This window comes from Arthrobacter sp. zg-Y1219, assembly GCF_030125545.1.
In the GTDB taxonomy this organism is placed as follows: domain Bacteria; phylum Actinomycetota; class Actinomycetes; order Actinomycetales; family Micrococcaceae; genus Arthrobacter_B.
Map to the genome: position 1 here is coordinate 113,505 of NZ_JASKLY010000023.1, position 12,217 is coordinate 125,721.

11 protein-coding genes are annotated in these 12,217 nt (G+C 65.6%); 4 read left to right on the top strand and 7 right to left on the bottom strand.

Annotated elements, in window-relative coordinates:
* Positions 1–64: 64 nt before the first annotated feature.
* A complete protein-coding gene (locus tag QNO00_RS17115; protein ID WP_284025415.1) occupies positions 65–544 on the bottom strand; it encodes a MarR family winged helix-turn-helix transcriptional regulator in 480 nt (159 codons plus the stop codon).
* A gap of 157 nt (positions 545–701) precedes the next feature.
* Here QNO00_RS17115 and QNO00_RS17120 point away from each other — a divergent pair, with 157 nt between their 5' ends.
* Complete coding sequence (locus QNO00_RS17120) at positions 702–2,564, top strand: ABC transporter ATP-binding protein (protein WP_284025427.1); 1,863 nt, start codon at positions 702–704, stop codon at positions 2,562–2,564.
* A gap of 12 nt (positions 2,565–2,576) precedes the next feature.
* Positions 2,577–2,852: a hypothetical protein gene (locus QNO00_RS17125; RefSeq protein ID WP_284025416.1), complete on the top strand. Its 276-nt coding sequence runs from the start codon at positions 2,577–2,579 to the stop codon at positions 2,850–2,852.
* An 85-nt stretch (positions 2,853–2,937) separates the two neighbouring features.
* On the opposite strand, the gene QNO00_RS17130 is transcribed toward QNO00_RS17125, so the two are convergent.
* Together QNO00_RS17130 and QNO00_RS17135 are read right to left on the bottom strand one after the other, a co-directional pair.
* Positions 2,938–3,435, bottom strand: a complete 498-nt coding sequence (locus QNO00_RS17130; protein ID WP_284025417.1) for a MarR family winged helix-turn-helix transcriptional regulator — start codon at positions 3,433–3,435, stop codon at positions 2,938–2,940.
* Positions 3,432–5,138, bottom strand: a complete 1,707-nt coding sequence (locus QNO00_RS17135) for an MDR family MFS transporter (RefSeq protein WP_284025428.1) — start codon at positions 5,136–5,138, stop codon at positions 3,432–3,434. Before QNO00_RS17135 ends, QNO00_RS17130 begins: the two co-directional genes overlap by 4 nt.
* Before the next feature lie 325 nt (positions 5,139–5,463).
* Here QNO00_RS17135 and QNO00_RS17140 point away from each other — a divergent pair, with 325 nt between their 5' ends.
* Positions 5,464–5,955 carry a CarD family transcriptional regulator gene (locus QNO00_RS17140; RefSeq protein WP_229966722.1) on the top strand — a complete coding sequence of 164 codons (492 nt, stop codon included), beginning with the start codon at positions 5,464–5,466 and terminating at the stop codon, positions 5,953–5,955.
* A gap of 222 nt (positions 5,956–6,177) precedes the next feature.
* On the opposite strand, the gene QNO00_RS17145 is transcribed toward QNO00_RS17140, so the two are convergent.
* A complete protein-coding gene (locus QNO00_RS17145) occupies positions 6,178–7,950 on the bottom strand; it encodes a glycerol-3-phosphate dehydrogenase/oxidase (RefSeq protein ID WP_229966723.1) in 1,773 nt (590 codons plus the stop codon).
* A 112-nt stretch (positions 7,951–8,062) separates the two neighbouring features.
* On the opposite strand from QNO00_RS17145, the gene QNO00_RS17150 reads away from it, so the two are divergent.
* Positions 8,063–9,067, top strand: coding sequence for a sugar-binding transcriptional regulator (locus QNO00_RS17150; RefSeq protein WP_442860529.1), 1,005 nt, complete (start codon positions 8,063–8,065; stop codon positions 9,065–9,067).
* Here QNO00_RS17150 and QNO00_RS17155 read toward each other — a convergent pair.
* The 3 genes from QNO00_RS17155 to QNO00_RS17165 form a co-directional block, all read right to left on the bottom strand.
* Entirely contained in the window at positions 9,064–9,891 is an 828-nt protein-coding gene (locus QNO00_RS17155) for an SDR family NAD(P)-dependent oxidoreductase (protein WP_229966724.1), read from the bottom strand. The genes QNO00_RS17150 and QNO00_RS17155 overlap by 4 nt on opposite strands.
* 39 nt (positions 9,892–9,930) lie before the next feature.
* Positions 9,931–11,124 (bottom strand): hypothetical protein, encoded by a 1,194-nt coding sequence (locus QNO00_RS17160; RefSeq protein ID WP_229966725.1) that lies wholly within the window; start codon positions 11,122–11,124, stop codon positions 9,931–9,933.
* Positions 11,125–11,226: 102 nt separating this feature from the next.
* Positions 11,227–12,195, bottom strand: a complete 969-nt coding sequence (locus tag QNO00_RS17165; protein WP_229966726.1) for a bile acid:sodium symporter family protein — start codon at positions 12,193–12,195, stop codon at positions 11,227–11,229.
* Positions 12,196–12,217: the final 22 nt, after the last annotated feature.

Consider the following 12,217-nt stretch of genomic DNA (forward strand, 5'->3'; position numbering starts at 1 on the left):
AAAAACTCGAGTTTCGAATTGGCCGGCCCGAGAAGAACCGTCCATTGCAATACCGAAAATCAGCTCAACCCTGAATCCCTCGCCGCCCGTCGGTTGCCAGCTGTCCGAGGATCCTCGCCAGCTGAGTCCGGTCTTCAGCAGAGAGCACTGAAAAATACTCGTCCGCTTCCCGGCGCCGGGCGCTGCGGATGCGGGTCCGCAGCTCCTGTCCGGCCTCACTCAGGGAGATTCGCGTGGCACGGCGGTCGTTCGGGTCCGGGGTGCGTTCCACCAGACCCTTTTCCTGGAGCTGATCGACCACTTCCGTCGCGGACCGCGGGGCGATGCGGAGCCACTCCGCCAGGTCCTTGAGGCGCACGCCGGGGCCCGAGGCATCGGCGCTCCGTCCCACGCCGTTGAGGGCGCGAAACTGATGCGGCGTCAGGCCAAACGGGGCCAGCTGCTGCATCCAGCGCCCGCGGAGCCCGCGGAAGGTCGCATGCATGAGCTCGCCCAGTCCGGCGGAGTTGTCCAGGGCCGAGTCGGCATCATCTGTAAGCGGCATGTCACCAGTCTACCCATTTTGTGGTAGCCACATAGTGAGGTAACCTCTCTATTGGTTGCCGTGCACCATACCGGCACCGTCAGGAGGAACCATGGCTATTCCCAACAGCGTCCGCACGGGCACCGGAAACGGCGGAAACAGCAATCGCGGCGGCGGCATGCCCGAGGCCGGCGGTCCCGGCTCCGGCGGCGGCCGCGGCGGCCCCGCCCGGCTGAACCCGGCCGACAAGAAGCAGCTCTCCCGGCATCCGGTCAGCCTGCGCCGCATCGCCGCCCTGTTCGCCCCGCACAAGGGAACCATCGCCGTCGTCGTACTGCTGATCAGTCTGGCCTCGGTGATCAACCTGGCCCAGCCGTTCCTGGTCCGGGCCGTGATCGACGATGCGCTTCCGTCCGGAAACATCCGGCTGCTCCTCGTGCTGGCAGCCTCGATGGTGGCCGTGGCGGCACTGACCTCAGTGGTCGGGGTGGTGCAGACCTGGATGGCGACCGCGATGGGCCAGCGCGTGATGCACACCCTGCGCGTGAACCTGTTCACGCATCTGCAGGCCCAGTCGCTGGGCTTCTTCACCCGCACCCGCGGCGGTGAGGTGCAGTCCCGGCTCACGCACGACATTTCCGGCATGCAGTCAGTGGTCACCACCACCGCAACCGGCGTCGCGTCCAACCTCACCACCGCTGTGGCCACCGCCGTTGCCATGGCCGCCCTCTCCCCCGGCCTCGCCCTGATCTCGCTGGTGGTGCTGCCGCCGGCGATCTGGCTGTCACGGCGCGTGGCGCAGATCCGCCGAACCGTCACTGACGAGCGCCAGCGCGAACTCGCCGCCCTGCACACCCAGGTCGAGGAGGGGCTGTCGGTCTCCGGCGTCCGGTTGGCCAAGACGCTGGGCACCATCCCGCGCGACGCCGACCGCTTCCGCACCCGCTCCGAAAAGCTTGTCGGCCTGGAGCTGCGCAGCCAGCTCGCCGGCAGCTGGCGGATGGCCACCATGCAGATAGTCTTCGCGGCAATTCCGGCGGTCATCTACCTCGCGGCCGGGTTCCCGGCCACCAGCGGCGGCATGACCGTCGGCACCCTGGTGGCGTTCACCGGGCTGCAGGCGACCATTTTCCGCCCGGTCATGGGACTGCTGAACATCGGCGTTCAGTGGGTGACCGCGCTGGCTTTCTTCAGCCGGATCTTTGAATACCTGGACCTGGTGCCCGCCATCACGGCGCCGACGGATCCGGTCCGGCTGGATCCGGCCACCGTGCGCGGCGAGGTCCGGTTCGAGGGCGTGCGGTTCGCGTACGACGGCGGGAGCGGGGACGGTCCCGGAGGTGGCACTGAAGTCCTGAGCGGCATCAACCTGACGCTGCCCGCCGGCACCACCACAGCCGTCGTCGGGCCCACCGGTTCCGGCAAAAGCACCCTGGCCTCACTGCTGCCGCGCCTGAATGAAGTCAGTTCCGGGCGGGTCACCATTGACGGCGTTGACGTGCGCGAGATAGCGCCGGAAGACCTGGCCCGGATTGTCGGAGTGGTGTCGCAGGAGACCTATCTGATCCACGCTTCGGTGCGCGAGAACCTGCTGCTGGCCGCCCCGGACGCCACCGACGACCAGCTCTGGCAGGCTCTCGCTGCCGCGCGGATTGCCGATGCGATCGGCGCGCTGCCGGAGGGCCTGGACACCCTCGTGGGCGCGCGCGGGCACCGGTTTTCCGGCGGTGAGCAGCAGCGCCTGGCGATAGCGCGGACCATCCTGCGCAACCCTCCGGTGCTCGTGCTGGACGAGGCGACCAGCGCCCTGGACAACACCACGGAGGCGCAGGTGCAGCAGGCGCTCGAACAGCTGTCGACCGGGCGGACCACGCTGACCATCGCGCACCGGCTTTCCACCGTGGAGAACGCCGAGCAGGTGGTGGTCCTTGACGCCGGCCGCATCGTGGAGCGCGGAACCGCGCAGGAACTGCGGGCCGGGCACGGCGCCTTTGCCCGACTTGCCGCGCGGATGGACACGGCGGGAACCCGCTCCCTCTGAGAGGATGGAGACATGAAGACATCCCGTGCCGACACCGCCGCCGAAGAAGGCTTCTTCCCCTGGCCGCGGGAAGTACCCGCCGCATGGATCCTGAAGGCCCATCCGGTCATCCTCGCGGTCTCAGCGCTGGTGCTTTTTCACCAGTTCGCTCCCCTGCCGGCCAGCCCCATGGGTTACGTCAGCGAGATCTTCGTGCTCAGCACCGCCTACTCGATGCTGGCAGGCAAGGGCCGCAAGAAGCCGAAGCCTGCCAGCCCGAGGACCGACCCGCAAAACAGCGCGGAGTAAGAAAACACTGCGGAGTAAGACTGCGCAGAAACAACAAGCCGGACCCCGCGGGGTCCGGCTTGTCTGTTGATGACCTAAGTACGGCCTATTCTGAGCCGTCCGGAGGCGGGCCGCTGCGCCCACCCAGCCGGGAGAGATACCCGGAGAACTGGCGGAGGTCGGCCGCGGACCAGGATTGCAGGATGTCGTGGTCGAGCATGATCCCGGTTTGAATGGCCTGGACCCGTTCGGCGGCCGCCGGGGTCAGCCCCAGCAGCCGGGCTCGGCCATCCTTCGGATCCGGCTTGACCTCAATGAGGCCCAGCTCCTCCAGATGCCGTGAGTGCCGGCTGATGACGCTCTTGTCGACCATCATCATCTCGGCCACGGCACCGGATTGGGTGGCGCCAACGCGCTTGAGCAGCTGCAGGATCTTCAGCCCAAACAGCGGAAGCGCCGGGTCAATGCCCTTGGCGGCGTCACGCATGCTGGCCCGGACGCTTTCGGTGAGCAGCCGCAGCGACTCCTCCACATCACTGATCGCTGAGGCCCGGGCGTCTTCCTCACGCTTCCGGTCGCCCTGGCCTTCGGCAAGGGCTCTCACGGCCGGCGCCCGTTGTCCGTTCCGGAGCCGGCGACCGGTGAGAGCGGATCCACAAGGCCCACGGCGCCCGTGGCCACGTCGGCCAGGGTGAGGTCCGCAGCGGTTTTTTCCACATCCCGGCGGCGGGCAGCCTCCTCCGGCGCAACGGCCGTTCCGGCGGCGGAAGCCCCCGCGCGTCCGGCGGCAGCATTCTTCAGCTGCACGGCGTTCTTCCGTCCGAGCTGAGCGTTGGGCAGGAAGATCACGGCAAGCAGCGTGATGGCGGCCAGCGGAACGCTGTACAGGAAGACCGAGCCCACACCCACGCCGTAGGCGCTTTCCACCACGACGGCGATGGCATCCGGCAGGGTCGAAACCTGCGGAATGGTCCCGCTGCCCAGTGCCGCAGCGGCAGCGGCCTGATCCGCCGGTGCCAGTGTCATGATGCCGTTCTTGATTTCTGAGGCCACAATCGTGCCCAGGACGGAACCGAGGACTGAAACTCCGACGGTGCCGCCGAGGCTGCGGAAGAAGGTCACAGCGCTGGTGGCCACGCCGAGGTTCTTGACCTCGATGGAGTTCTGGACCACCAGCACCAGGTTCTGCATGAGCATGCCGAGCCCGGCGCCGAGAAGTGCCATGTAGATTCCCACGAGCACCAGGTTGGTGTCATAGGCCAGGGTGCTCAGCATAACGGTGCCCACCAGGGTGAGGACGGCGCCGGAAATCATCACTGCCTTCCACTTGCCCGTGCGGCTGATGACCCGGCCGAAGTAGGTCGAGGAGATCAGCAGGCCGGCCATCATCGGGATGGTGAGCAGCCCGGATTCGGTGGGCGTGGCGCCGCGGGCCAGCTGCATGTACTGGGCCAGGAAGACCGACGTGCCGAACATGGAAACACCCACGGCGATGCTGGCCACCACGGAGAGCGTGAAGGTCCGGTTCTTGAACATCGAGAGCGGAATGATCGGTTCCGGAGACTTGAATTCGACCAGGACGGCGGCGATCAGGAGCAACACCGAGCCGGCGACCATCAGGAACGAGGCCAGGGAGGCCCATTCGAACTGGCTGCCCGCCAGGGTCACCCAGATCATCAGCAGCGACACGCCGCCGGCGATCAGGACCGCACCCAAGTAGTCGATGTGGACCTTGCGCTTGGGGTGCTTGGGCAGGTGCAGGGTGAGCTGCAGCAGGATGATGGCGGCGACGGCGACCGGCAGGGCGATGAAGAAGTTCCAGCGCCAGCCGAACGCATCGGTGACGACGCCGCCCAGCAGCGGACCGCCGACGGTGCCGAGCGCCATCACGGCGCCGAACAGGCCGGCGTACTTGCCGCGGTCACGCGGGCTGATGATGTCGGCCATGATGATCTGGCTCAATGCGGCGAGTCCGCCGGCACCGAGGCCCTGGAAAACGCGGAAGACAATGAGGGTGCTGGTGTCCTGCGAGAAGCCGGCCAGCGCCGAGCCGAGCACGAAGATGCCCAGGGCCAGCTGGATGAGCAGTTTGCGGTTGAACAGGTCAGCGAACTTGCCCCACAGCGGCGTGGAGACAGTGGTCGCCAGCAGCGTTCCGGTCACCACCCAGGTATAGGCGGACTGGTCGCCGTCGAGGTCCGAGATGATCAGCGGCAGCGACGTGGAGACCACGGTGCCGGCCAGAATCGAGACAAACATGCCGAGCAGCAGGCCGGACAGCGACTCCAGCACCTGCTTGTGCGTCATGGAGCCGTCGGGCGACGCCGTCGGCCTGGGCGCTTTGCCCTTCCGTTCCTTCTTGGGCTTGGTTTGCACGTGACGCGATTCGGGGGACATCTGGCTCCTGCTAATAGTTGATTTACGTCAACTATATAAGTAGTTGCCAACCATCAACTATTAAGTGTCCAAACCCACAGCCCCGGGCACATTTTTCTCCTCTCGCCCGGCACTCAGGGGCTCCGCACCGGTGACCGCGGAGCCCGACGGAGTAAAATGGAGACTCACCAACCCGCAGATGATGACAGTTCCGTCCGAACCGTCCTGCGGATATCGTGTGGTCGGAGGTAGCACATTGCCACTTTCCAAGGGCCAGATTCTGGTCCATCCCCACCATGGCCCCGCCGTCGTCACCGCGTTTCAAATCCATCCGCGCCTGAAAAAGGAATGTGTTGTCCTCGAGGTGCAGTCCTCCCGCCTGATGGTCTGGGTCCCCGTGGATCAGGTGGAACGCGTTGGCCTGCGGCCGGTGCTGGATGCCGCCGGGCTGGAGGCCCTGTTCCGGGTCCTGGGCGCACCCGCTGACCAGGAGGACACCCAGTGGTCCCGGCGGTTTAAGGACAACACCGAAAAAATCGCCACCGGGGATCCGCTTGTGATCGCCGCCGTCGTCCGCAATCTCATGCTCCGGAACGCCGCCGACGGACTCTCCCAAGCCGAACGGGACATGCTCCGCCAAGCACGCCGGCCTCTGCTGACCGAAATTTCGCTGGCTCTGGGCATTTCCCAGGACGACGCCGGCGTGCGGCTCGACAGCACATGGCCGCCGTTCCGGGCGCTGGCCTAGGTGCGTTCCGGACAGGACAAACGCAGCGTCCCCGGGTAATCCGGCTGGTAGCTTAGGCTCCTCGTGGGTCGCCCGTCCCATGGCGGCCCGGGAGCCCCGGGTCGCTGCCTGACCCGGATGATTTCCACCGGCGTGCGCGGCGGAGAACCAACCTGCTTGACGGCAAAAAGGACCGGCCGGAGCATCTGCTCCGGCCGGTCCTGTTCGGTCAATCGGTCGTACTTAGACCGTTGCTGCGATCTTCATGCCGTGCATGTTCACCAGCAGGTCGCGGCAAGCCTTGACCTGGCGGTGTGCCTCGGCGTCGTCCCAGCCGAGCTGCGGAGCCAGCAGGTCAGCCATTTCGTTCAGCATCTCTGCGGTCACCAGGCCGCGGAAGGCCAGAGACGTGCGGCGGATCAGGATGTCCGAGAGGCGCGTGACCTGCTCGTTTTCCACCATGTAGGTCAGCTCGCGGGTGCTCAGCTCAGGGGTGGAGGCCAGCGGCTGGTCTCCGCCCTGGGCCAGGAAGGCCAGCACATCGGTGGCACGGGTGCCGTAGCGGGTCAGCAGCACGCGGACGCGGTCGCGGTCGGCAACCTCGTTTGCGGTGCGGTTCACCCAGAGGCGCTCCTCGGCGTCGGTGCGCGGGAAGTTCTTGCCGCCGCCGATCTGAAGTTCCGTCGTCGTCGTCTTCCGCGGCATGCCCAGAGCGGTCATCGCGTCGGAGGCGAGCGTCTCGGAGAGGGCGCGGAACGTGGTCCACTTGCCGCCCACCAGGCTCAGCGTGGTGACGTTCTTGCCGCCGCGGCTGTCGATGCGCTTCTCGATGCGGTAGTCGCGGGACACGAAGCCGGGCGAGGTGTCGTCATGCTTCGGCAGCGGGCGAACCCCGGAGAAGGTGTAGACGATGTGGTCGCGGCGCACGTCGATGCTCGGGAACACGTGGGCGACGAGTTCGAAGAAGTACTCGATCTCGTCATCGGTGCAGACCGAGTCCTCGTTGATGTCGGCGTCAATGTCGGTGGTGCCCACCAGTACGCGGTCACCCATCGGGTAAATCAGGACGATGCGGCCATCGGTGTGCTCGAAGAACATTTCACGGCCGGCGCAGGCCTCCAGCAGTTCCGGGTGGTCCAGCACGATGTGTGAGCCCTTGGTGCCGCCCATGAAGGAGGTGCGCTTGCCGAAGGAGTCATTGGTCTCGTCGACCCAGGCGCCGGTGGCGTTGATGACGACGTCGGCGTCGAACAGGAATTCCTCGCCCGTCAGCTCGTCGCGCAGCAGCGTGCCGGCGTCGGTGGTTCCCACAGCGGACACGTAGTTGCTGGCGCGGGACTGCGGGTTGGCTTCGAGGCCGTCGCGCAGCACGTCCAGGGTCAGGCGCTCCGGGTTGTGCACGGAGGCGTCAAAGTAGGTGGCGGTGTACTTGACGTCGGACCGCAGCTTGGGCAGTTCCTGCAGGGACTTCTTCTTGCCCACGAAGTTGTGCTTGGGGGCAACGCGCCCACCGCGGGAGAAGAAGTCATACATCATCAGGCCGGCCTTGATAAGCAGGGCGCCGCGCTCGTTCGGCTTGCCCTGCTTGTGCGTCAGGAAGCGCATGGGCGCGGCCGTGATGCCGGCAAAGGTGCTGGTGATCGGGATGGTGGTCTGCAGCGGCTTAACATAGTGCGGTGCGAGGCGGAGCAGCGCATTGCGCTCGACGACGGACTCGTGCACCAGGCGGAACTCGCCATTTTCCAGGTAGCGGATGCCGCCGTGGATCATGTGGGAGGACGCACCGGAGGCGCCCTGGCAGTAGTCTCCACGCTCAACGAGGACAACGTCCACGCCCTGCAGCGACAGGTCCCGGAAGGTACCGACGCCGTTAATGCCGCCGCCGACGATCAGCACCGAGGCCCGGGGGCGGTCCTTCAGCTGCTGAACCACCGGGCGGGCGGCGGTTTTTCCCTTATTGGGGTTCACGGAATTGTCCACGACTATCTCCAAACGCTTCTGTGGCGGCTTTGCCATTCCCTCAATGTTCGAAGCCGGGAGGCCCGCGGATCGACCGGATGCACAAACGTGCAGCCTGACATAATGGATGCATGACCAACACAGCGGTTCAGTCGGAGCAAAAGTGAACATTGGTGTCAGTTCGCGGCCGGAGAAGCAGCCGGGCGGCGGGACGGTTCGGGCAGAGTCGGAAACCCGGACCAGAGACGCGCTTCGGGCCGCACAGATGTACTACCTGCAGAACCTGACCATGGAAGCGATTGCCAGGGAGCTGCGGATCTCGCGCTCCACGGTGTCGCGGCTGCTGTCCCATGCGCGGAGCACCGGGCTGGTGGAGATCAGGATCAAGAGCGCCGCAGACCGGGCCCCGGCGCTGGAGAAGGAAATCAGCACCCGTTTCGGCATCCAGGCCAAGGTGGTTCCGGTGGCCGAGGGGGTCTCCCCCGCACAGATCCTGCAGCGCGTGGCCGTGCAGGCGGCGCACCTGATCAATCCGCTGATCGATTCCGACGCGATCGTCGGTGTTGCGTGGGGCTCCACGCTGACCGCGGTTAGCCAGCACCTCTCCGTGAAGAACACGCACGACAGCACAATTGTGCAGATGAACGGGGCGGGCAACTTCCGGACCTCCGGCATCACCTACGCCAGCGAGATCCTGCAGCGGTTCGGCCACGCCTACGGCGCCCGCGTGGTGCAGTTCCCGGTGCCCGCCTTCTTCGACCACACCGAAACCAAGGAGGCCATGTGGCGGGAACGGCCGGTCAAGCGTGTCCTGGATCTGCAGGCACGGATGAACACCGCCATCTTCGGCGTCGGGTCCATGGAGGCCGGTGTGCCCAGCCATGTATACAACGGGGCCTACCTGGACGAGGAGGATCTGGACGACCTGCTGGCCGAGGAGGTGGTGGGCGACGTCGCCACCATGTTCTACCGGGCCGACGGCACCTGGGACGGCATCCGGCTCAATGACCGCAGCACCGGACCGGATCTGCACGTACTGCGCCAGGTGCCGCGGCGGATCTGCGTCGTGGCCGGCGAAGCGAAAACCACCAGTCTCCTGGGTGCGCTCCGCGCGGGCCTGGTGACGGATCTGATCCTGGACGAGAATTCCGCCCGCCGGCTGGCCTCCAGCTAGGCGGCGCCCTCCAGCATCGCCGCCGACCGGTTCCACAGCCCCAGGGCCAGCACGCCGTCGCCGGTCTGGCGGTTGGGCCGGGCTACCTTGTTCCGCCGAAAGTATTTGCCGGTCGGGTAGTCCTCACCGGGAGTGCCCTCGGCGAGGTACACGAGCGTGCGTGCTCCCGCTTCGGGAGTCCGGGCCAGCCGGCGCACGGGCGAGCGGTAGGCGGCCCGGATGAGCGGGCTCTGCGTGCTCAGGAAGGCCGAGCCCACCAGTCCAGGGTGGAAGGCAGTGGACGTTGCTCCGTGCGAGCGGTAGCGCCGGTCAAATTCCCCGGTGAACAGGATCTGCTCGAGTTTGGTGGCAGCGTAGGCCCGGAAGGGCTTGTAGCCCTTTTCCTGTTCCAGGTCCTCCAGGTCCACCCGTGCGAACAGGTTTGCGGAACTGGAAGTGTTGATTACCGTTCCCCGGGACTCCAGCAGCCGGTCGGTGAGCAGCCGGGTCAGGAGGAAGGGTGCAAGGTAGTTCACTTGTAGTGTTTTCTCGTGCCCGTCGACGGTCACTTGCCGTTCCTTGCCGAACATCGCTCCGGCGTTGTTCGCCAGCACGTTTATCCGCGGGAAGCGCTGAAGGATCTCCGAGGCCAGATTCCGCACGCTGTTCAGATCGGCGAAGTCGGCCAGGATGTACTGCCCGCCGGTGTCATCGGCCACGGCGGCGGTTCGTTCCGGCGAGCGGCCGACCACCACCACCTGGTGTCCGTCCCCGGCCAGCTGCCGCGCGGCGGCCGCGCCGATGCCCCCGCTCGCGCCGGTGATCACAATGGTCTTGGGAGCCACGGCAGCCCGCTTTCCTTGAAGGACCCGGAAGCAATTACCCTAGCGGTGCTGTTCTGCCAGCGATACCTCGTGGTCCACGTTGGATGGATCCCGGGCTGCGTCCGGAGCTGCGGCTTCGGCGAGCCGTCGTTCCGAATTCGAGATGGTTCCCTTGAACCGGCCGACCGCTGACTTGATGCGGCGAATTTTGACACCGGTCAAAAGCCGTGGCCCGCTGGGCCGGGCGTCATAGGCAAACAGGCAGGCAGGAACTGCCAATCCACAGAGCGTCGCCAGCGAAGCTACTGCGAAGTCCAGCATCGTGGTCAATATGGAACAAGTAACGAGAAACATCATTCCCACAAAGAACACGTAAAAGAAACCGTAAAAAACGGCGGACGCACACTGCTTCTTCCTACGGAACTCCTCGACGGCGAGATACATCTCAGTTGTCACAAGCGCCCACCCTGCGGCAATAAACCACAGCAGCAGGTACAGGAGGGCATTCCACTCCAGCTGAACCGTGGAGCCGATTCGGACACACAAGACGGTGAAGACGACCGATAATATTCCGGCACCCGCACACCATAACGCGTACGATGCCTTAACGTGATTTTTGGAAAAGTTGCTGAGGCTGGTTGGCCGTTCATTCACTTTATTCAGCGCGTCTTCAAAAACGGCCAGTTGTTGTCTGGCCTCGAAGAGCGTCAGCCGATGGACGTCGGCGCGCACCCTGTGCAACGGGATGATCGCCGAGCAGAGGATTCCCGTGCCGGCGGCAATGATCACATCGGGAAGACTTGCCGGTAGCAGCGGATCAACGCTAAGCAGCGACAGCCATGCGAGCACCGCCGACACGCCTGCGACCACCACGGAAAAGTCGTCCAGCGCCATCCTCGCTGCGCGGTTATTTATCGTATCGTTTTCCTCAGGGGGCGTCGGCACGGCACTGAGCGCCAAGAAGAGTGCAATTGACAAGGCCGCAAGGGCAACCAGCAACGCACCGGGTTGAAAATCGTCGCGGAAGTTGGAGGAGGTATTTCCTGCCCATCGGAGAAAGCCCCACGTGACAGTATCAACATCGGTTTCCGGCCAACCCGAAAACGCGGCCAGCAGATTCACCCAATAGATCAGCCATGCCAGGGCTCCGGCCAACATGAACATAACCGATGAAGATATCATCAGCCTGATCTGCATCGCGCGCTTCTCGCGGCGCAGCGCCTTTAAACTCTCATCGTCGAAGATGTTCACCATGACGCTGTTCCCCCAGTGACGACAGGCCAGCCCTCCGGCCGGCACCCGGCCATAATCCTACGGCCCGGCGCTCCCGGTGACCTTGGTCCGGTACCGCGCCGCTCAGCCCGACGGCCGGCGCCGCCAGAAAGCTGCCATCAGGGCGCCGGAGACGTTGTGCCAGACCGAGAACACCGCGGCCGGCAAGGCCGCCTCGGGAGTGAAGTAGTCCCGGGCGAGCCCGGCGGCCAGGCCGGAGTTCTGCATGCCCACTTCAATGGCCATCGTGCGCCGCGCGGCCAGGGGCTGCCGGAACAGTTTCGCCACACCGTAGCCCAGGCCCAAGCCCAAGCCGTTGTGCAGGATCACGGCCAGCAGGATCAGCCAGCCGGCGGTAAAGATGGCGGCCGCGCTGCCCGAGACCACTGCGACAACAACGAAGGTGATGGCGATGACGGAGATCCAGGGCAGCGCCGGCAGCACCCGGTCAACCAGCTGCGGCATGACGTACCGGATGACCAGGCCGAGCACCACCGGAATCAGCACAATCTGGACGATGGACAGGGCCATGGAGCCGGCGTCGACGGACATGTACCTGCCGGCCAGCCACAGGGCCAGCAGCGGGGTGAAGATCGGCGCGAGCAGGGTGGACACCGAGGTCATCGCCACGGAGAGGGCCACATTGCCGCGCGCCAGATAGGTCACCACGTTGGATGCCGTTCCGCCCGGGGCGCAGCCCACGAGGATCACGCCGGCAGCGAGTTCCGGACTCAGCTGCAGGGCCCAGGCGACCGCAAGGCCGAGCAGCGGCATGACCACATACTGCGCCACAACGCCGAGCAGCACCGGGAGCGGCTGCCGGACGACCAGGGCGAAGTCCGGCAAGGTCAGGGTCAGACCCATGCCGAACATGATGAGCATGAGGGCGGGATTGACGTATCCGGACAGCCCGGTGAATGGATCCGGAAAGAACAGGGCCACCGCTCCCCCGGCAAGGATCAGCAGGGGAAAGACCGTTACGGCGATGCGCGCACTGCGCTCTTCGGCGGTTTGGAGACGTTTCGGAGCTGCGGTGGCGGAGTTCGGCGACATCCCTACATGCTGGCACTTCCGT